The organism is Tellurirhabdus bombi (assembly GCF_021484805.1).
In the GTDB taxonomy this organism is placed as follows: domain Bacteria; phylum Bacteroidota; class Bacteroidia; order Cytophagales; family Spirosomataceae; genus Tellurirhabdus; species Tellurirhabdus bombi.
In genome coordinates this window covers 1,293,522-1,312,685 of sequence record NZ_CP090557.1, presented here as the reverse complement: position 1 = coordinate 1,312,685, position 19,164 = coordinate 1,293,522, and the positions used below count along the sequence as shown (strand labels likewise).

At 49.5% G+C, this 19,164-nt stretch carries 17 protein-coding genes; 7 read left to right on the top strand and 10 right to left on the bottom strand.

Annotated features, from left to right (window positions below; translation table 11 throughout):
- Positions 1-161: 161 nt before the first annotated feature.
- Together L0Y31_RS05620 and L0Y31_RS05615 are read left to right on the top strand one after the other, a co-directional pair.
- On the top strand, positions 162-1,640 hold the full coding sequence (locus L0Y31_RS05620; RefSeq protein ID WP_234736152.1) for a S41 family peptidase: 1,479 nt from the start codon (positions 162-164) through the stop codon (positions 1,638-1,640).
- Between the two features lie 59 nt (positions 1,641-1,699).
- A complete protein-coding gene (locus L0Y31_RS05615; RefSeq protein ID WP_234736151.1) occupies positions 1,700-2,818 on the top strand; it encodes a Gfo/Idh/MocA family protein in 1,119 nt (372 codons plus the stop codon).
- On the opposite strand, the gene L0Y31_RS05610 is transcribed toward L0Y31_RS05615, so the two are convergent.
- On the bottom strand, positions 2,815-4,284 hold the full coding sequence (locus tag L0Y31_RS05610) for a TonB-dependent receptor (RefSeq protein ID WP_234736150.1): 1,470 nt from the start codon (positions 4,282-4,284) through the stop codon (positions 2,815-2,817). The two genes, L0Y31_RS05615 and L0Y31_RS05610, sit on opposite strands and share 4 nt — an antisense overlap.
- A gap of 120 nt (positions 4,285-4,404) precedes the next feature.
- Between L0Y31_RS05610 and L0Y31_RS05605 the strand changes: the two genes are divergently transcribed.
- Positions 4,405-4,806, top strand: a complete 402-nt coding sequence (locus L0Y31_RS05605; protein ID WP_234736149.1) for a gamma-glutamylcyclotransferase family protein — start codon at positions 4,405-4,407, stop codon at positions 4,804-4,806.
- Between the two features lie 56 nt (positions 4,807-4,862).
- On the opposite strand, the gene L0Y31_RS05600 is transcribed toward L0Y31_RS05605, so the two are convergent.
- Both L0Y31_RS05600 and L0Y31_RS05595 read right to left on the bottom strand, forming a co-directional pair.
- Entirely contained in the window at positions 4,863-6,296 is a 1,434-nt protein-coding gene (locus L0Y31_RS05600) for a S41 family peptidase (RefSeq protein ID WP_234736148.1), read from the bottom strand.
- A gap of 276 nt (positions 6,297-6,572) precedes the next feature.
- Entirely contained in the window at positions 6,573-7,241 is a 669-nt protein-coding gene (locus tag L0Y31_RS05595) for a hypothetical protein (RefSeq protein WP_234736147.1), read from the bottom strand.
- A gap of 128 nt (positions 7,242-7,369) precedes the next feature.
- Here L0Y31_RS05595 and L0Y31_RS05590 point away from each other — a divergent pair, with 128 nt between their 5' ends.
- The 3 genes from L0Y31_RS05590 to ybeY all read left to right on the top strand — a co-directional run bounded on the left by L0Y31_RS05590 (position 7,370) and on the right by ybeY (position 11,303).
- Positions 7,370-8,404: a WD40/YVTN/BNR-like repeat-containing protein gene (locus tag L0Y31_RS05590; protein ID WP_234736146.1), complete on the top strand. Its 1,035-nt coding sequence runs from the start codon at positions 7,370-7,372 to the stop codon at positions 8,402-8,404.
- A 118-nt stretch (positions 8,405-8,522) separates the two neighbouring features.
- Positions 8,523-10,805: an ATP-dependent helicase gene (locus tag L0Y31_RS05585; protein ID WP_234736145.1), complete on the top strand. Its 2,283-nt coding sequence runs from the start codon at positions 8,523-8,525 to the stop codon at positions 10,803-10,805.
- A gap of 69 nt (positions 10,806-10,874) precedes the next feature.
- Entirely contained in the window at positions 10,875-11,303 is a 429-nt protein-coding gene (gene ybeY, locus L0Y31_RS05580; protein ID WP_234736144.1) for an rRNA maturation RNase YbeY, read from the top strand.
- A 6-nt stretch (positions 11,304-11,309) separates the two neighbouring features.
- Here ybeY and L0Y31_RS05575 read toward each other — a convergent pair whose 3' ends face one another.
- Positions 11,310-11,819 carry a phosphoribosyltransferase family protein gene (locus L0Y31_RS05575; protein ID WP_234736143.1) on the bottom strand — a complete coding sequence of 170 codons (510 nt, stop codon included), beginning with the start codon at positions 11,817-11,819 and terminating at the stop codon, positions 11,310-11,312.
- A 222-nt stretch (positions 11,820-12,041) separates the two neighbouring features.
- On the opposite strand from L0Y31_RS05575, the gene L0Y31_RS05570 reads away from it, so the two are divergent.
- Positions 12,042-12,608, top strand: a complete 567-nt coding sequence (locus tag L0Y31_RS05570; RefSeq protein WP_234736142.1) for a YcxB family protein — start codon at positions 12,042-12,044, stop codon at positions 12,606-12,608.
- A 69-nt stretch (positions 12,609-12,677) separates the two neighbouring features.
- Here the strand turns inward: L0Y31_RS05570 and L0Y31_RS05565 are convergent, their stop codons facing one another.
- The 6 genes from L0Y31_RS05565 to L0Y31_RS05540 form a co-directional block, all read right to left on the bottom strand.
- Positions 12,678-13,070, bottom strand: coding sequence for a Dabb family protein (locus L0Y31_RS05565; RefSeq protein ID WP_234736141.1), 393 nt, complete (start codon positions 13,068-13,070; stop codon positions 12,678-12,680).
- 54 nt (positions 13,071-13,124) lie between these two features.
- A complete protein-coding gene (locus L0Y31_RS05560) occupies positions 13,125-13,886 on the bottom strand; it encodes a LysM peptidoglycan-binding domain-containing protein (protein WP_234736140.1) in 762 nt (253 codons plus the stop codon).
- A gap of 1 nt (position 13,887) precedes the next feature.
- The gene (gene purE, locus L0Y31_RS05555; RefSeq protein ID WP_234736139.1) at positions 13,888-14,373 is read right to left on the bottom strand and encodes a 5-(carboxyamino)imidazole ribonucleotide mutase; all 486 of its coding nucleotides are present in this window, start codon (positions 14,371-14,373) and stop codon (positions 13,888-13,890) included.
- A 50-nt stretch (positions 14,374-14,423) separates the two neighbouring features.
- On the bottom strand, positions 14,424-15,512 hold the full coding sequence (locus L0Y31_RS05550; RefSeq protein WP_234737129.1) for a 5-(carboxyamino)imidazole ribonucleotide synthase: 1,089 nt from the start codon (positions 15,510-15,512) through the stop codon (positions 14,424-14,426).
- Positions 15,513-15,655: 143 nt separating this feature from the next.
- Positions 15,656-18,082, bottom strand: coding sequence for a hypothetical protein (locus tag L0Y31_RS05545; RefSeq protein WP_234736138.1), 2,427 nt, complete (start codon positions 18,080-18,082; stop codon positions 15,656-15,658).
- Positions 18,045-19,079 carry a hypothetical protein gene (locus L0Y31_RS05540; RefSeq protein ID WP_407084064.1) on the bottom strand — a complete coding sequence of 345 codons (1,035 nt, stop codon included), beginning with the start codon at positions 19,077-19,079 and terminating at the stop codon, positions 18,045-18,047. Before L0Y31_RS05540 ends, L0Y31_RS05545 begins: the two co-directional genes overlap by 38 nt.
- Positions 19,080-19,164 lie beyond the last annotated feature (85 nt).

Here is a 19,164-nt window from a genome sequence, read left to right as displayed (position 1 = left end):
GGAAACGTATCAAAAAATGATGAAGCGGTACAAAGCGCATTTAAATGGACTACTTAGGCAGATCAAGCACTACAGATTTGGCATTAGCGTCTTGGCTGACAGATTGCAATTATTCGTATGAATACTTATATTTATAGAAATTTAATAGGTCAGCAGAAGGCATGAAATACGTGATATGGGCCTTTTTATTGATAATTCCCTTCTTCTCATCGGCCCAGATGCTAACGCCTGAACAGAGCCGGGCGGATTTTCTCTATCTGAAAAAAAAACTGGATTTGCTTTATCCGGGCGTGGGTTATTACCTGCCGGATTCTGCTTATAACGAGTTATACGATTCATTAGCTAATCAGTTAAAGACGCCGGTCAGTTACCATGAATTTTACCGCCAGCAGGTAACGCCCTTCATCGCGAGCCTGAAAGATGGGCACCTTTCGGTTTATCACCGGAAAAACTTCGTGGGCAAATCGTCCAAGTTTATTCCATTTGAAATTCGTCGGGTAGACACTACCTATTACATCAGCCATAATTTATCGACGGATACCTCTTTTGCGCGGGGAACGGAACTGCTGACGCTCAATGGCCAACGCGTGGCCGACCTGCACCAGCTTTTTCAGCAATACCAGCGACTTGGCTCTGATGGCGACAACATGACGGGTGCCCGGGCGTGGAGTCAGGATTATTTTCCGATTTATTTCGCCCGTTGGTATGGCTCCAACGATTCGGTATGTGTGTCTTACCGATTGCCGGGCGATAGTCTGGTTCGGTCGGCCAGCCTGCCTTGCCTGACAATGGCGCAACGAAACCGCTATGCGGGAAAGCGTTATCGGCAGGAGATGAAGCACGAACTTTCAAATCTGGCCGTGATGATTGTCGATAGTCTGCCCAATACGGCCATCCTGCGCGTGGAAACATTTTCCAATGAAAAGCGGGATTGGTTTGGGTTTAAATACCGGCGCAAGCTACGGGCGGCATTTGCTCGAATTCAGGCGGCTCAGGTGCAAAATCTGGTTATAGACATGCGCTCCAATGGGGGCGGCACGGTCATGAATGCCACGCGTTTGCTGAGCTACTGGATGCCAGAGCCGTTTCAGGTGATGCAAGCGGGGCAAATCAAACGGGGCGGTCGCCGTGCGTATATGAAAACCTGGAATCCGTTTTCGTGGCTGTTTTTCCCGATTGCGTATAAGCGCGACTCGCTGGGTTTTGTTGAGCGTGTTAATGTGCGAAAGCGAAAACCGGAAAAAGAGCTGGCCTACCGCGGTAATCTCTATTTCCTGATGAACGGGGCCTCTTATTCCGCCACTACCTCCGTGCTGGTTAAAACCCTCGATGCCCAGATGGGAACGTACATCGGGGAAGCCTGCGGCGGCGCATTTTGGGGCGATTTCGCGGGTCAGTTCCAAACCGTTATCCTGCCTAACTCCAACATTCGGGTACGGGTACCGCTCAAGAAACTTCTGCACGATGTTAGTCCGAAGAACGCCAATGGCTTTACGGTTGAACCCGATTTCCCGGTTGAGCGCACCGTGGAAGACTTGCTGAAAGGACGCGATTACGTGATGCACAAAGCCTTAAATTTAATCAAGCAGGGTAAAATTGCCGAGCGGAATGAGTGCCGGCCTTCGGTAGCCGTTAAATAGACCGGGTCAAAACAGTTTGATTCTGCCGGTAGTTGTTTCAGAGAATAACTTAACGGTTTATGAATCAAGAAAAAGAACTTGGATTAGGAATTATTGGCTTTGGCGGATTTGCCCTGTTCGCGACCCAGCATTTTATGCAGGTTCCTAATGTTAAGTTGGTTGGTATCGCAGGCTCCCAGCGTGAAGAAGCCAGCCGCGCCGCTGCTCGTTTCGACGCCACTCACTTCGATACAATTGAGGAATTGCTCGCCCAGCCTGACCTGGACATTGTATACATTGCTACCCCGCCTTTTTTGCATTACGAACAATCCATGCAAGCCTTGCGGGCTGGAAAGCACGTCATCTGCGAAAAGCCGCTTGCGACCAATGAAGAAGAAGGCCGTGAGATGGTTAGTTACGCCAAAGAAAAAGGGTTATTGATGGTGACGAACCTCATGCAGCGCTATAATCCCATGTTCGAACGCGTTCGGAGAGTAATCGACAAGAAATTGTTGGGTGACTTTCTGCACGGTTATTTTGAGAATTATGCCGGTGATGAAGGACTTTCTCCGCAGCATTGGTTTTGGGATCGAAGCAAAAGCGGTGGTATTTTCATCGAACACGGTGTCCACTTTTTTGATATGTTTGCCGGTTGGTTAGGCGACGGGAAAGTAGTTTCGGCGCAGGTTAGCCAGCGGGAAGGTGAATATCCGGTTGAGGATCAAGTAAATGCAACGGTGGTATACGGCGATAAAGTGGTTAACTTCTACCACGGATTTACGCAGTCAGGACGGATGGACCGCCAGGAAATGCGGCTCCTGTTCGAGCGGGGCGATATCACGTTGTACGAGTGGGTGCCTACGCGCATTGTTATTCGTGGTTTGGTAGACGATGCAACAACAAAAGCCCTCATGGACTTATTTCCAGGAGCACGTTTGGAAATAACGTCTAATTACGGAACCAGCGGTCAGCAAACGCGCGGACGATTCAAAGACATCACCGCCTCGCAGAAAATCCAACTGATGTACGGCTTCGAAGAAGAAAAATTGCATCTCTACGGCGATTTGCTGCGGCTCATGTTCCGCGAGCAGACAGCAGCCATTCACTACCCGGAAACGCACCGCAAAGTAACGGAGGAAAACGGCTTGAACTCGCTGCTGACGGCTCTGGACGCTGACCGGCTGGCCCGTAATCGCTAGTCGATTGCGGCGTTTTCGGCGGCCTGTCGAATCTGTTCTGACACCGGTGTATATTGTATTTCGCAGGGGTAGCCAAATAAGCAGTTGTCTTTAATCTGTTTGGCTACTCCTTCGGGTACCATCGCTTCCCAGCCATCTTCCCCTGCTTTCACCATCTGCAAAACACGATCCGTTGAAATGTGGAGGTTTTCCTCATTATAATCCGTGATGTCTTCAATTTTATCGTTAGCAACGAGATAATGGTAAAGCGGCTCTAAATGCGGGAGAAGCTGAAAATTCTTACAATTATAAATACCGCCTTCTTTACCCAGCGTTGGATAAACAAACAGTTTTACCTTGCGGCTAAAGAGATTCGCAAACGATTCGAGAATCCCGCCCGGTAAGCCTTTATAATGTTCTTCGTCAAAGATATACTCCAGATTAGGAATCCCTAAAATGAGACCAATCTTGAGCCGCGTCAACCGAGACAGGTAAGCAACCAGTTTGAAATATTCCAGGAAGTTGGAAATCATCACCGTCTGGCCCATCGAGCACAAAATATCAACGCGGTCCAGAAAGTCTTTTTCGTCGATGCGGTGGTCTTGTTCAGCCAGGTTATGCAGCGTCAGTTCGGCAATAGTAACCACGCGGGTAGAGTCCACATCCGGCTCTTCCAGAAATTGCTTATACCCGTTTTGGAACATATCGACGTGGACGTTGGTCACAGGACGCAAACGCCCGCGCAAAAGCAGAATATTTCGTTTGTAAAGCGCTTCTGAAGGCTGTAAAACCTTTCCGTCTGGACCAAACAAAGCAGCATTGGTGAAGCCATTTTTTACCAGATGAAGACTCATTAATCGATTATCAACGCTCTGGAAGTCAGGGCCGTCAAAGCGAACCATGTCAATCTCAATCCGCTCCGGGGACAGGTCGTCCATGAGTGATAATAGCAGCGTCTCCGGCGATTTGGAATAATAGTAACAACCATAAATCAGGTTGACCCCAATAACGCCCAAAGCCTGCTGCTGCAGCACATTTTCATTATCGAGCATTCGCACGTGAACGATAACGTCGTTGTATTGTCCGCGCGGATTGACCTGGAAACGCAAGCCAATCCAGCCGTGGCTTTCGTTCGTTTTTTGGTAATTCAACGCGACAACGGTATTGGCAAACGCAAAAAAAGTCGTGTTTTCGCCTCGCTTTTCGTCCAGCCGTTTTTCCATCAGGCTGTATTCTTTCTTAAGCATTTTGATTAGGCGGGATTCAACTACGTAGCGACCACTTTCTTCGGACCCGTAGATGGCATCGCTAAACGTCATGTCATAGGCCGACATGGTTTTTGCAATTGTTCCTGAGGCACCACCGGCTTTGAAAAACATGGCTGCCGTCTCCTGACCGGCCCCGATTTCGGCAAAAGAGCCATAAATCCGGCGATCCAGGTTGATGCGTAATGCTTTTTGTTTGGTTCCTATTGTCTTATCGTACATATCAGTTGTATTCCAGAGCGTATTATCCGAATTCTCGTTTGTTGATCCAGCGGGAAACTCAACGAAATTGCCCTACTAACGGTAAATTTACAAATACTACTCAGAACTTAAGATGAACAAATGTCTACTGCTATAACGATTACGACCCATCTATTGGTTTACGGCACCCTTCAGCAAACATCGAATCATCCAATGGCCAACTATCTTCATGGAAATAGCACATTTCTCGGAAAGGGCTATTTTTCTGGCCAACTCTACCAGCTTGGTGACTATCCCGGTGCGCGCTATGACCCGGAAGCTAAGTCGTTTGTCCACGGCGAGATTTATGCATTGAATAATCCCGACGAGATTTTTGCCGTTTTGGACCGCTACGAAGGCATCGGTGAAACTGACTCGGACGAATACGTCCGGCAGGTCATTCCGGTGCAATCGGAGACCGGTAGGCTGTTTTGCTGGGTATACCTGTATAACCAATCTACTCAGGATTTATCTATTATTGACTCTGGAAAATATCAGGTATAAAAGCGAAAGCCCCACCTGGTTGGGCGGGGCTTTCAAAAGCATATTGAAAACAGAACTTACTGAGGGAGCTTGATCGAAGCATCGAACATATTGCTTCCTCCGGCTTTGCGGCTAAGTGATGATCCAACTTCAGGTAAAGTTACATCGGCTTGTGCCGCGCGGCGGGCCGTTCTGGAACCGGTGATCTGGTAGATGGCCTCCCCCAGCAGGGCTTCGCTAACGTCGCCTAATTGCTTGGTGCGGGTTGAAACGGATTCTGCAATCTCAACATTGGGCTTAAATCCGCTGGCATAGTCCGACTGTCCGGCACTGTTGAAGGATTTGAAAACAATAGGCTGCATACCCCATTTGATCTTGCCCGTATCGTCAGAAATGGTAATAGAGCCCACGTTTTTACCCGTAGTGGTGGTTCCAACGGTAATCACTTGCATAAACGGCTTCAACCCATTAATAATCAGCTCGCTGGCAGAAGCCGTTTGTCCCGTGGTTAACACAAAAACACGCTGTAAATTACCCCCGATATTCTGGGTTTTGTTCTGAAAGTACTCCACGCCAAAGTTATTGCCGTACTCTTTTTTGAGTTCCGTCGACAAGAAGGCGTTCCATTCCTGGCGGTAGTATACTTTGCTATTATCAATTCCCCGGCCAACAAGGCTGGCAATGTTGGTAGAGGAAGAAACGTAGCCCCCCGGATTGTAGCGTAAATCCAGCACCAACTCGTTGATTCCCTGCGTTTTGAACTGGCTGAAAATCTGATCAATTTTCTGATCGTAAGTCGGTACTTTGGAACCGTTTGGAGCAGGATTAAACTGATTATAAACTAGATATCCAATTTTTTTGCCTCCAATAGCATAAACAGAATCTAGAAAAACCGGATTCTCCTGCAATACTTCTGCCGTTACGCTACGGGTCTCATCGGTGTTCACCAGCGCACGGTTTTCCAGTTTTGCCAGCCCAAACGTAAAAGACGTAGGACTGAACAAGAGTGAGCTGTAGTTATCGACGGTGATATTTTGCCCGTTTACTTTATAAATAATGTCACCGCGCTTCAAACCTGCCCGTGAAGCGGGCGTGTTAGGCAACACATACAACACCTGGGCAATAACGTCATTAGAGCCTTGGGCCCGGCGAAGCAGGGTGAATTCCATGCCCGTTGCTTTTGACTCGCCACTCAACGAAGCTTTCAGATCGTCGGCACTCTCCTGAATCCAGGAAAAACGGTCGCCGTCGGGGCGTTGCGTTGGATCGTATGTGTACAGTAATGAATCGAAAAATTTAGCGGGGGCGAGGGTTTTATCTGGATTCGCCGGAATTTTATCAGACCAGTAATAAACCTCCCGCATATTACCCAGAATCCAGTCATTCACCGATTGATCGGTGCCCGTTGTTGTGGGAGTTTGCGGATCGATAAGGTCTGAATCTTTTTTACAGGATACCAGCAGTAAATTTGCTGCGACCGCCACCAACCATGCGTTTTGCCGTATGTTCATGAAAATGTGTTTAGATTAATGGATTAACCAGAGCAGACTAGAAATGACTAAAAAAGGTCCTGAAAAATGCGGTGCAGGACTGGCTTACGGCGGTACAAACGTAGACTTGCGTCGTTAAAAATAGAACGCTAAAAAGAGGCAAAAAGTCTCGTTTAGGTGGGGTTTAATAATCTTTTAATAAGGGGTAAAAAAGAAAAGACGCTGGTCAATTCTCGTCAGGTTTGAAGTTACCTGACAGGAATTACCAGCGCCTTTAAGGAGTGTTAAAAAGAGGGCTTATTTGCCTTTCTGCGCCGTTGAACTGTTCCAGCTCACTTTAAACTTGCCGTCGGTCAGCTTGATTTCTTCGTCGGTTGCGGTGCGCTTGGTATTGTCGTGATCGTGCGGACCAGATTTCGTAAGCATACCGCCTCCGGCAGCGGTAATGACTTTATCTTCCAGATTCTGGCGGAGGCCAAAACCAGAAACGGTAGCCAGACCGCGCTTTTTATACGTAGCGCCTTTAAGCGTTGCATCAAACGTGCCTTCGATGCTATTCGGCGTTACGCTCGTAATGGTAACGGTGCCTTTCCAGGATTCTCCGTCGCTGAAGGCGTGGCCCAGACCTTTCGTTTCTGAGGTATAGTCAACCAGCGCCCACATGACATTGCCATTGGCTTTTTTATACTGCTTTTCCATCTCGGAATCGTTTTCCTGAATGATGGTATATGTGCCTGGTTTTAATTCGTCGGTATAAACCAGCCGAATCCAGGTTTGTACATCCGGGTTGACCGCCATACCCGCAATGGCCAGGTATTTAACGCCAGTAAAAGGGAGGTTCAGACGCTGGGCTTTAGCGGTCCATTCTTTGCCGTTAATTTTGGCAGAAACCGTGTTGTCGGTAGTTTGCGCAAAGGCCGTAGCCGTAAAGAATAACGCAGCGACAAAAGCAGCTAATTTTTTCATTTTAAAGTCAATTTTATGTTCGTATTTGTGTTTAGCATACAAAAGTACCAGATTCGGATACATCTTTGTTTACCGTTTACTAAGTACCCATCAGCGGCTCTTTAGTCGAAGCTATCTATCTTTGTCGCATGAAATTACTAGTCCTTCTCCTCCTCTTCCCTTTTTCTCTTTTTGCCCAGTGGCAGGCTCAGAATAGCAACACCGATGCCAGTTTTAGAGCGGTTAGTGCCGTTAGTAATAAAGTAGTGTGGATCGGTGGCACCAAAGGCACGTTCGTTCGCACGACCAACGGCGGAGAAACCTGGGAAGCAGGCGTAGTGCCTGGCGCTGAAAACTGCGATTTTCGGGACGTTTACGCCTTTAGCGCCAAGGTGGCTTTTCTCATGGCGGCGGGCCCCGCTGAGGAAGACCAGGCGCGTCTTTACCGGACAGGCAACGGAGGCAAAACGTGGGAACTGGTGTACCGCACCAAGCAAAAAGGTGTTTTCTTCGATTCCATCGACTTCTGGAACCGTTGGGATGGCCTTGTCTTTAGCGATCCGATTGATGGAAAGTGGTTTGTGCTTCAGACCACCAACGGCGGACGCAACTGGAAACAGGTATCGCCCTCAAAATTACCCCCGCTCCAGAAAGGCGAAGCCGCTTTCGCGGCGAGCGGAACCAGTTTGATTACGCGTGGCTACAAGTGGCGGTATAACAATTACCAAAAAGCCTGGATTGCTTCGGGCGGGGCCGGAAAAGGGCGCGTATTTTCTTCCCAAACCCATACGGAAAACTGGAAAGTAACCGAAACACCCATTCCGGCGGGGCCTACTTCAGGAATTTTTGGCCTGTGGTTCGATCCGCAGGGGCAAATCGGCATCGCGGTCGGTGGTGATTATAAAGACGAAAAAGCCGCTTCCCAGAATGTGGCCGTCACGACGGACGGAGGCCAAACGTGGACGGCTGGAACACCAACCAACCCTCCCGGCCTCAAGGAAGGCATTGATCGGTTATCGGGGAAAAAACTGGTGGCCGTTGGTCCATCCGGTACGTGCTACACAGAAGATTACGGCAAAACCTGGACAAAAATTGATGATTCAGCCTTTCATTCGATTTCCTGTTCCGGTGGTCGATGCTGGGCTGTGGGAGCTAAGGGAAAAGTAGCCGTATTAAGCAAGTAAGTAAAGCCGCAGTCATTGTTCTGAACCCGTGGGTTATTCATTTTCCCAAGGGGGCATTTTTTCGTAATTTTGACTGTTATATAAGGATGAGTAAAACACTGAAGCGGGAGAGCTGTTGATGACGGATTATATTTCAACTTTAAACGAGCCGCAACGCGAGGCGGTACTACACGGCGATGGGCCGTTGATGATTATCGCCGGAGCGGGTTCTGGTAAAACGCGCGTACTGACGTTTCGCATTGCGCAGTTGATCAAGCAGGGCATCGATCCTTTTCAGATTCTATCCCTGACGTTTACCAATAAAGCCGCTGGCGAGATGCGTCACCGGATTGAACGCGTGGTGGGAAACGAAGCGCGGAATATCTGGATGGGCACTTTTCACTCGGTTTTTGCCAAGATTCTGCGCATCGAAGCAAAGGCGCTGGGCTATACGAGTAATTTCTCCATTTACGATACCGACGATTCTAAATCGTTGCTCAGAAGCATCATTAAAGAATACGCGCTGGACGATAAAATTTACCGTCCGAACGTTGTTTTCTCGCGTATTTCGGGGGCAAAAAACCGGCTTGTCGGCCCGGATGATTATCTGAACAATCCACTCATTCAGGCGGACGATGCGGCGGCCCGGATGCCGGAAGTAGGGCGTATATACAAAGCCTATTCGTTGCGGTGTTTTCAGGCCAATGCGATGGATTTCGACGATCTGTTGTACAATACCAACATCCTGTTCCGCGACCACCTGGATATTTTGCATAAGTACCAGCATAAATTCAAACACGTGCTGGTAGATGAGTTTCAGGATACCAATATTTCGCAGTACCTCATTACGCGTAAACTGTCGGCTGTTAACCGCAATATATGCATCGTGGGTGATGATGCGCAAAGCATCTATGCTTTCCGGGGAGCCAATATTGAGAACATTCTGAATTTCGAGAAAGACTTTCCAGACGTTCGGACCATCAAGCTGGAGCAGAACTACCGCTCGACCAAGACCATCGTTCAGGCGGCTAACTCCATTATTGCCCGAAACCGGGGCCAGCTCAAAAAAAGCGTTTTTACCGACAATGAAGACGGTAATCTGATTGACTTAATCAAGGCCGGGTCGGATAATGAAGAAGGCCGGTTGGTAGCTTCCGCCATTTTTGATCAGAAAATGCAGGAAGGGTTGCGCAACAATGATTTTGTTGTTCTTTACCGGACCAATGCCCAATCCCGAGCTTTCGAGGAAGCCCTGCGAAAAATGAGCATTAAATACCGGATTGTGGGCGGCTTATCATTCTACCAGCGGAAAGAAATCAAGGATTTGCTGGGCTACCTGCGCTTTACGGTCAACCAGCAGGACGAAGAAGCGTTTAAGCGCATCATCAACCTGCCGAAGCGGGGCATTGGCGATACCACAATCGCCAAGATCTCCGTTATTGCCGCCGAGCAGGGACTGTCGATTTGGGAAGTGGTTAGCGAAATCAGTAGATACCTGGCTGGCCGGGCGGCTATCCCCATCGAGGTGTTTAGCGATTTGATTAAAAGTTTTCAGTTACTACTGGAGAAAAAAGACGCCTACGAAGTGGCTTCGCACATTGCGCGCGCTTCGGGGCTGCTGAAAGAATTATACGACGATAAAACCGTTGAAGGCCTGGCGCGTTACGAAAACGTGCAGGAGCTTTTGAACGCCATTAAGGAGTTTGTCGATAATCCCGAGAATGACGATAAAAGCCTGAGCGCTTTTCTGCAAGCGGTTTCGCTCCTGACCAGCGCCGACGAGAAAGAAGATGATGGCGATAACGACAAAGTAACCTTAATGACGATTCACGGGGCCAAAGGATTGGAGTTTCGGAATGTGTTTATTGTCGGCCTGGAAGAAGATCTATTTCCGTCGCAGATGATGCTCGAAAGCCGCGCCGACCTGGAAGAAGAACGGCGGCTGTTTTATGTCGCGATTACGCGGGCTGAAAAGCGTTTGACGCTGTCGTATGCCGAATCGAGGTATCATTATGGTCGTCTGAAAAACTGCGAGCCAAGTCGCTTTCTGCTGGAGATAAACCAGGATTTTCTAAAGATGGCCAAAAGCCGCCGCTCCGAAGGCGATCCTGATTTGCCGCGTCCAGAACGGGATGTCCGCGATACTCCCTCGGGTGGGTCTATGGCGTTTGTGCGGACATTGGCGCAAAAAACAGCCCGCCAGGCACCGCAGCCAACCGTCGCGCACGTTCCCTCATCGGATTTTGCACCCAGCGATACCTCGGCACTGGAACCGGGTATGCGCATCGAGCACATGAAATTCGGTTTCGGTACGGTCAAGGCACTGGATATCAACGGTACGGAACGGAAAGCCGTCATTCAATTCGACAAGGCGGGCGAAAAGACCTTGCTGTTGAGTTTTGCAAAACTGAAAATTGTCTAAATCAGGACGGCGCTCGTTCAAACGTTCGGAGAAGCGAATCGTTGAACGAGCGCCCTGCCCCCTTTGAAAATGATTCGATTCTTCACCGAAGAAATTAAGTTTACGCTTCCTCAAAAAACACAGCACCGCCAGTGGCTAACGCGGCTGGCTGCGCAGGAAAGCTTTAAAGTTGGCGAGCTGAATTATGTTTTTTGCTCCGACGAGTATTTGCTGCAAGTGAACCGGGAACACTTGAACCACGATTATTACACAGACATTATCACCTTCGATAATTCCGAAGAGGACGATAAACTGGAAGGCGATATTTTCATCAGCGTTGATCGGGTGCGCGAAAATGCAAAAAACCTGAACGTGACCGAAGAGCAGGAACTTCGGCGGGTTCTGGCGCACGGCTTGCTGCACCTGAGCGGCTACGGCGACAAAACCGACGAAGAAGCCACAGCAATGCGCGGTAAAGAAGACGAAGCACTAAACCTATGGCAAACGCTAGCGGCTTAATCGGCTTTATTGCAAATAGACCCCGACTCGTTCTGGATCGCTGAGGACAACCTCCACGTGTTCAGTCAGCGTGGTCGAAAGCTCAAAGCCAATGTAATCCGCCGAAACCGGATACCGCTTGTGGTTACGGTCTACGACCACGGCCACTTGCAAGCGCCGCAACGGTACGCTCAGGAAAGGTTGCAAACTAAAAGCCAGCGTTCGGCCCGAGTTTAGCACGTCATCAACAACAACGACGGCTTTGTTGGCATACGCCGCCGCCGCTGCATCCAGGTGAATGGCGACTTGCTGAGGAAGCTTTTTGTCCAACGTGATTTGGAGCAATGTGATCGTCAGGGGCGAAATATGGCGTAATTCATGCGCCAGCCGACCGGCCAGCAGGTAGCCTTCGCCGGCAATACCAGCCAAAACCAGCTCTGTTTCTTCAAAATTATTTTCGTAGATCTCAAAAGCAATCCGGCGAATCTTCTGCTCGAGCTGAATTGGGGTCAGAATCTGGGTTGTCTGCGTTGTCATAACTACCTCAAAAATACTTGGTGCAAAAATGGAAAATTATTGCCAATGCGCGGTAGGTATGATGCAATTTGTCTGCTGATTAACCAACGCCTTTTCTTACTTTTGTGCCTGCAAAAAAACAGTTTTGAGATTTAGCGTCTGACACTCAAGGTAGGAACCGCTGTTTTTGTCAAAACGTAACGCCAGATCTCAATTATTTAACGTTAAACAATACAAAACTACATGATTATTAAAACGAAAAAGTACGCGCTGGATCAGAAGACCTACCTGAATTTGACCATGCGGAGTTGGCTGAAGACCAACTGGTACTGGCTGGCGATTCCGCTGGTGCTGATTGTACTTAACATTGTTTTCTACGCAACCGATTTGGTCAATTTCTATTGGCCATCCATATTATTGCTTGTTCTAACGATTTTGTACGTTCTTTTCTGGGCGGTACAGTTCACGGGAATGACGCAGATGGAGCAGGCAAAGCCCATGTTCCAGAAATACGTTTACGAAATCGACAGTCGCCAGATTATGCTGAAGCTCAATGCCCGGGAAGGGGGCGTTTTACGCTGGGATCAGTTTACCGGCGCTCATAAAAGCAAAGATGCCTACGTACTGACCATGTCGAACCAGCAGGCGATGCAGAACATGAAAATGAATTTCTTTATGAAGCTGGTGGCGAAAGGAATGGCAGGAGCGCAGTTTATATACTTACCGTACACCATTTTCACGAGCGAAAATGACCTGCGTTTCATGGATGCTCTGTTGAAGCGGAAAGGATTGCTGGCCGAGCAGGCTTAATTTATGCAGAAGAGTTGAACCAGCCGAGGCGATAATACCTGGATATTATCACTCGGCTGGTTTTCTGTTTTATTTAGCCTGATTCACAAAATCAAGCACCGTCACATCGGCCAGCCACGGGCCAACGATGGAGCCAAATTCCTTGTGTGCCGGATGAGGCAGGTACGCATCGCGGTCTTTTTCATTGTCGAAGGTCAAAATAAAGGCGTGCGTCAACCCCTTGTCATGTCCTTCCGGGCTGTTGTTCGTTCCCCACTGGAAGCCCTTGATTTCTTTTATTTTAGACGGCAGCGCATTAAAAGCCGCAATGATCTCGTCTACTTTCTCTTTCGTCGCCTCTGGTTTGAATTTGAACAGGACAACGTGCTGCAAAACTGGTTTATTCATTTTTTTGGTCGATTGGGCTACCGCACCGCTTAGGGTCAGCGCAAAAAAGAGCAGGCTTGTAAAAAGAATTTTCATGGTAAAAAAGATTGATGCGTTAAGGTGATTCGCTGAACTGACAAGTAGCGATGGCTACTGTTTATCAGGATAGGGAATAATTAATCGTTCGCCACGACTAGCGACGTTTTGCGTTTTGCCGTTTGCTTTCATCAGCGCCTCTAAGGAAACGCCGTATTTGGCCGCCACCACCCGCAAAATATCGCCCGGTCCGACGGTATGCACCGCCCGAACTTTAACTTTGAGCTTGGTAACATCCGCTTTCACGGCATTGTCCTGAAGGTCAGGGTTCAGTGATTTAAGCGTGCCGATGCTCATGTTGTATTTCGTGGCAATGCTGTAAATCGTTTCGCCCGGCTTCACCGTATGCGTGTGCGACGAGCCACCCGCCGGAATGACCACTTTGGTTGGTTCGGGTTTTACTTCTTTGGGCTTTTCCTCTTTTGGTTTCTCTCCCTTTTTAGGAGCCTCTGTCCGGGTTTCTGCTTTCTTCTCTGCGGAAGCCGATTCTGTTTGGGGCTTGCTGGCCGGTGTAGTCACCGTTTCTTCAACGGGAGGTTCTGCCTGAGACAGGTCAACCGGAGCGTTGCGGCTTGACGTATCGATCTCAATGGGTGCCACCAGTTCGGGTTCCGTCGAGATGGGAGCCGAATTTTGCGAGGTCGTGTCCAGCGCAACGTTCGTTAGCTCTTCATGCCCACTGGTGTTGTCAGCAATGTACTCGTAGCCAATATAAAGCAGGGCAACGATTGTCAGCAGCAAAACAGCCAGCGTGATGGTTGGTAAGCTTGAACTTTCGGTAGGATGAGAATTACGCTTTGAGGTTTCGGATTCCATTTTATTGATTCGCTTTCACTTCCTGACTCATTTCTTCTACTTTGGCTTTCAGCGCCTCTTTGTAAGTATGCAGCTTTTCGGCTACTGCTTCATCGTAAGTGCCAACGATTTGTGCCGCCAGAATACCCGCGTTTTTCGCTCCGTTCAGCGCTACCGTTGCTACGGGAACACCCGACGGCATTTGCAGAATAGACAGCACCGAGTCCCATCCGTCAATGGAATTGCTGGATTTAACCGGCACGCCAATAACGGGCAAGGTAGTCAGCGAGGCGACCATCCCCGGCAGGTGAGCCGCCCCACCCGCGCCAGCAATAATGGCTTTTAGGCCCCGTTGGCGGGCCGTTTTACCGTATTCAACCATCTTTTCGGGCGTCCGGTGAGCCGACACAACGTCGATTTCGTACGAAACGCCCAATTCTGCTAAAACGTCGGCAGCTTCTTGCATAACCTTCAAGTCGGAGCTGCTGCCCATAATAATACCAATCATACGCGATGTATACCGTTTGCGGTTTGCAGGTTTTAGACGCTGTTCATCAATTACTGCCGACTGCAAACTTTAATACTTTTCTTTATGGTTTCGGCTTTCGCCTGAATTTCTGTTAAATCTGAACCAATAACGGTAATATGCCCCATTTTGCGAAACGGGCGGGTGATTTTTTTACCGTATAGGAACGGAAAGACACCCGGCAGGCTCAGCAACGTTTCCATTCCCTCATACTGCGCCGGACCGCTGTGGCCGGGTTCGCCGAGCAGATTAAGCATGGCTGCTGTGGTTAGCGCCGTAGTATCGCCCAGCGGAAGCCCTAAAATGGCCCGCCAATGCTGCTCAAACTGCGACGTAACATTCGCCCGAATGGTGTGGTGACCGCTGTTGTGCGGGCGGGGCGCTACTTCATTAACGAGAATCTCTCCGTTTTTCGTCAGAAATAATTCGACGGCCAGCAAACCAACAATGCCAAAAGCTTCGGTTGTTTGGCGAGCAATGGCCTGCGCCTGCTGATCGATGGCCGGGGAAATTTCCGCCGGAGCAAAGAGGTATTCCACCAGATTGTGTTCAGGATGAAAAACCATCTCGACAGTTGGGAAAGTAGCCAGCTCACCCTGTTCATTCCGGGCCACAATCACGGCGAGTTCTTTCTCAAAATCAACGGCTTGTTCCAGAACGCCGGGAGCATCGAAGGCCTTGCCGGTATCGGCAGATGAGGCAATGCGCTGAACACCGCGACCGTCGTACCCGTCACGACCTAGCTTATGAAAAGCAGGCAAAAAATCGTCTGCAATAGTCTGGACATCGGCGCGGTTCTCGGTCAGAATAAAATCAGCCGTTGGAATGTTGTGGGCGCGGTAAAACTGTTTTTGCAGGCGCTTATCCTGAATGGTTCGGATAACGGACGGCTGCGGATAAATGCGTTTGCCTTCCTTTTCGAGGGCTTCGAGCGCTTCCACGTTGACCCGCTCAATCTCAATGGTCAGGACATCGACTTGTTGACCAAATTGATAAACCGTATCGTAATCCGTCAGGGAGCCTTGCGTGAAAGAGGTTGCCAGGTGCCGGCAGGGTGCTTCGGCATCCGGGTCGATGATATGAATCGTCAGGTTCCAGTCGATGGAGGCTTGCAGGAGCATCAGACCAAGTTGGCCGCCACCAAGGATACCGATTCGAATGTTGGGATTGAAAGTTGACATAAGTAATGGCTTCGGTACAAAGGTAAGCAAGTGGAATGTCCTCTGCGAACGACAATCCAAAAACAGTACTGGGCGGCCTCGAATTAGTCTCTTTCGGCGGTTTTTCCGGCCAGAAACGCCGAGTACAAAGCGCATTCCCGAATCATTTCCCGGTTGAAAGTGCTTTCCGCGTATTGCTTTTTATACTGCTCAAAAACAGTGGCGTACTCTGTTTTTCGCAGGTTTCGCATGCTTTCTTTAAACGGATTCGGATCGCCCTCATAGCCTCGTTTAGCCTCCTCGACGGCCTTGCGGGTCAGAAAAGCGTTTTCTTCGCAACGGGCCGCCATGTACATCGCTTTCGCAGCCAAGTTAGGATCTTGGGCCGCTTTGGCTGCCTGTTCAAAAAAGGCTCTGGCCGGAGCGGTTGTATAGTAGGTATCGTTGGCCATCTGCTCCAGTCCTTGTTCGTTAATTGTCTGGCGATAAGGAGCGTATTTATAAGCGCTCGGCTCGATGCTGCTTCGGTAGCGGCGTACCAGCAGCCAGGCGTTGCCATGCCAGCTCAGGTTATAGGCTCCGCAGCCAAGCTGATAATACAATTCTGCCGCTTGGTTGCCCGAAGCGTTTTTCGCTTGCGTTTGCAACTCGGCCATGCGCTGGGCAAAAGTGACGGGCGTGTGCGTATTCGTGCGGTTTTCGCCGGGCATTTTTACGGTGAAGGGATTACGCGTAAAATACTCCCGAAAAGCCTCTTCCTGCCAAACGGATGGGCTAACCTTGGCAAACGCTTCTCCTGCCTGCGCGTACTGGTGTTCAGCCATAAGTCGGCGGCCCAGAAGCGCGTAAAAATAGTCGTTGTTAAAGCCCGTCAGTTTTAGCAAACGGGTGTCAAAAGCCGTGGGGCTCTGCTGCGTGGCAAATGCTACCAGTTTCTGCGCGGTAGCCGATGAGGTGGTGTCTTCCTGATCAAGTTGATCCGTGGAATTGATGAAATAAGCCTTTTCGTTCGTAAGCTGCGAGGTCGTCAGCATCTGAAGCAGGAACGCTTTCGCCGTGTTGGCGTCGAGATTGGCGTTGTCTTTCGAACGACTACACGACGATAACCAACCACTACTTTTTTCGGTGAGCGTGGCCCGATACCGTTCTGCAAACTGCTGACAAGCTTTAACAAACGCATTATTCAGCCGAAAATTGACGGACTTACCAAAACGCTCTAGGTAACCAATCAGCTGATTTTCGACCTCAGGCGTAATCGCTTCGGTTTCCGCCGCCAACAGCAACATTTGCTGAAGGGCAATCTGTTGCCCCAGAGCGGGGTTGGTGGCGGGTTGCTGGCTGGCTTTTTCCAGCGTTTTTTTAGCCGCATCGTAGTCCTTGCCCAGGTATTCGAGGTAGGCCGCCGCCGTTAAATAGTAAGCTGGCTGGCCCAGGTCTTTGTTTTCGGCAGCTTCGAAGGCAAAGCTTTTTAGCTGCTCAAAATAAGAAGTGGCGTTTTGTTGCCGTTCACCAAACGCCACGGAATCAGCGCGTGATTTTTCGTCGTAGGCGTAAATAGGATTGTGTTTCTGAAAAAAGTAAAATTCGTTGCGGTTGATTTCCCGCGCCAGCATCAACCCGATAAGCGGATTTTTAGGATCAAGTTTAACGACTTCTTTTATGTAAGGGAGCGCGTCCTGTTTGGGCTGGATGGCGCAAAGGGCGTAGACGGCCGCTTTTTCGTGGTCATTTTTGGCGAAGCGCAATGCCTCTTCCCGGAACCGGATGCCATGAATGCGTAGACTAGCTTCGGCTTCTTTCCGTCGGGAGGGGCAGCGGTCAAACACCTGCGCAAATTCGTAAATGGCCTGGGCGGTATCTCCCAGCGCAAGCGTAGCTCCCGCGTGTCGGCACAACGCCCAATCGCTAATGAATGTCTTGTTAGTTAGCGGCTTCACCAACTGATCGTAGAGCGTCCGACTTTGCTCCGATTGGCCGATCTGATCGGCAAGTTTGACAGCCTGAAAAGCGTATCGTTCCTTCAGGAAGCCATCCGAAGCCGTTTTAAAACCTTCCTGTGCCTGTTCCAGTAACAGGGTTAGTCGAGTTGTATCAGCAGGTTTAGGATTCCACATATCCCCGCCCGCCGAAGCCGCGTTGGCCGCGTAGGCAAGCTGCATGTACGTCGATGCTGGCAGGTTATTGGTTTCCAGGTAATTAGCCCATTCGGTATTTGGTGAACTGCCATACATACCTTCGTAAACGGCCTTAGCCGACAATTTACCCCGGCTATAATCCATCCAGGCGCGCACGTTATCATCAATGACCACCGAATCTTTTCCCGCCTGGTACATCTCGGCCTCATAGTCATACAACTGCGGTGTGTAGGCATAAATCCGATCCTGGGGTCGAACATCGCTGCTTTCGGGCAGAAAGTAACTCATGAATTCATTGATATCCGAAGGTCCTGGTCCGCAGGCAAAGCCAATCAGAATAGCCAGGGGAAGGATGCTTTTACGGAGTTGGCCGGAGAAGCGTTTTAAGAAAGCCATTATCATAAACAGTCAATAGTGTCGAATCCAGGTGGTAGAGCGCAAAAGTAAGTTTTTCGGTCCGAATCTTGTCGAGTAACAGCTGTTTCCCGGCCAGCAATTTAGTTGGCGGACAGGCTTCCGCCCGAAACAGGTCATTTTGGCGGATAGAAAGACCAAAAGCGGTGGTATCGCGCTGGGCTACGAAGCGGGTACTGTCGCTTTGGCGCTTCAAAAACGAACGACTTGCCAATTCCTGTTGAGAAACCTGATTCAGTAAGGTTAAAAAACGGCCATTGCGGTACACCACCGTCCAGCGAAACAAGGGCATCACCACGTCCAGCGGAAGCGAGTAATTTTCCAGATAATCCGTATAACGGCGGGCTACTTCCAGATCATAAATGGAATTTCGGGTTTCGAGGCGCTTCCAGTCGGCCATGTTATAAAACATCAGCATGCCGCGAGCCACGGGCGGAATACCCGTTCGGTCGGCGTATTTGATCTGATGAAGCCGGATGGTGGCTGACAAGGGTACGGTAAATTCCTTTTTTAGCTCCGTTAAAAGCGCAAAATACCGTTCGCGGGTGCTGCCACTCCAGTCGCAATCCAACTGAATTTCTACGGGCTGAATTCCATGCTGGCGACTAATCTGGTTGATCTTCTGGGCAATGTTGCGAGCCAACGCCGGAATCGAAGCAGGGGCTAATTCTTGCAGGGTTCGATTTGTGATGAAAACTACTGGAATAATTTGAAAGCCAGTAGGTTGTTGTTTAAACTGGATGGCCGCCGTCGGAGCGGGCTGGCGGGCCTGCATATTCCAGTCAACGTCGAAAAAGCGGACATACAATTTACGAATGCCTAGTTGCTGAAGGCGCGTTTTCTCAACGTTTCCGGGGTTGAAAGTTGTTTGCCAATAATAAAAAGCAGGCGAGAGTTGCTTGGGCGGTTGAGGCGATTGACAGGTTGCGCAAAGAATAGCGCAACCCAAAATAAAAAGGAATCTAATCAAGAAATACATACGGACTCGGCAAACAACTAGCTCATACTGGCAGGAAAGTTACTGTAAAATTAGGGTCTTTTAGGAACATCCATCCTGTGGCCCT

Bases quoted from the DNA above. Each gene is read 5' to 3' on its own strand.
- L0Y31_RS05545 (WP_234736138.1), bottom strand. From the start codon at position 18,082: ATGGCTTTCTTAAAACGCTTCTCCGGCCAACTCCGTAAAAGCATCCTT.
- L0Y31_RS05600 (WP_234736148.1), bottom strand. From the start codon at position 6,296: ATGAACATACGGCAAAACGCATGGTTGGTGGCGGTCGCAGCAAATTTA.
- L0Y31_RS05590 (WP_234736146.1), top strand. From the start codon at position 7,370: ATGAAATTACTAGTCCTTCTCCTCCTCTTCCCTTTTTCTCTTTTTGCC.
- L0Y31_RS05565 (WP_234736141.1), bottom strand. From the start codon at position 13,070: ATGAAAATTCTTTTTACAAGCCTGCTCTTTTTTGCGCTGACCCTAAGC.
- L0Y31_RS05540 (WP_407084064.1), bottom strand. From the start codon at position 19,079: ATGTATTTCTTGATTAGATTCCTTTTTATTTTGGGTTGCGCTATTCTT.
- L0Y31_RS05585 (WP_234736145.1), top strand. From the start codon at position 8,523: ATGACGGATTATATTTCAACTTTAAACGAGCCGCAACGCGAGGCGGTA.
- L0Y31_RS05605 (WP_234736149.1), top strand. From the start codon at position 4,405: ATGTCTACTGCTATAACGATTACGACCCATCTATTGGTTTACGGCACC.
- L0Y31_RS05615 (WP_234736151.1), top strand. From the start codon at position 1,700: ATGAATCAAGAAAAAGAACTTGGATTAGGAATTATTGGCTTTGGCGGA.
- L0Y31_RS05570 (WP_234736142.1), top strand. From the start codon at position 12,042: ATGATTATTAAAACGAAAAAGTACGCGCTGGATCAGAAGACCTACCTG.
- L0Y31_RS05575 (WP_234736143.1), bottom strand. From the start codon at position 11,819: ATGACAACGCAGACAACCCAGATTCTGACCCCAATTCAGCTCGAGCAG.
- L0Y31_RS05610 (WP_234736150.1), bottom strand. From the start codon at position 4,284: ATGTACGATAAGACAATAGGAACCAAACAAAAAGCATTACGCATCAAC.
- ybeY (WP_234736144.1), top strand. From the start codon at position 10,875: ATGATTCGATTCTTCACCGAAGAAATTAAGTTTACGCTTCCTCAAAAA.
- purE (WP_234736139.1), bottom strand. From the start codon at position 14,373: ATGATTGGTATTATTATGGGCAGCAGCTCCGACTTGAAGGTTATGCAA.
- L0Y31_RS05560 (WP_234736140.1), bottom strand. From the start codon at position 13,886: ATGGAATCCGAAACCTCAAAGCGTAATTCTCATCCTACCGAAAGTTCA.
- L0Y31_RS05620 (WP_234736152.1), top strand. From the start codon at position 162: ATGAAATACGTGATATGGGCCTTTTTATTGATAATTCCCTTCTTCTCA.
- L0Y31_RS05595 (WP_234736147.1), bottom strand. From the start codon at position 7,241: ATGAAAAAATTAGCTGCTTTTGTCGCTGCGTTATTCTTTACGGCTACG.
- L0Y31_RS05550 (WP_234737129.1), bottom strand. From the start codon at position 15,512: ATGCTCCTGCAAGCCTCCATCGACTGGAACCTGACGATTCATATCATC.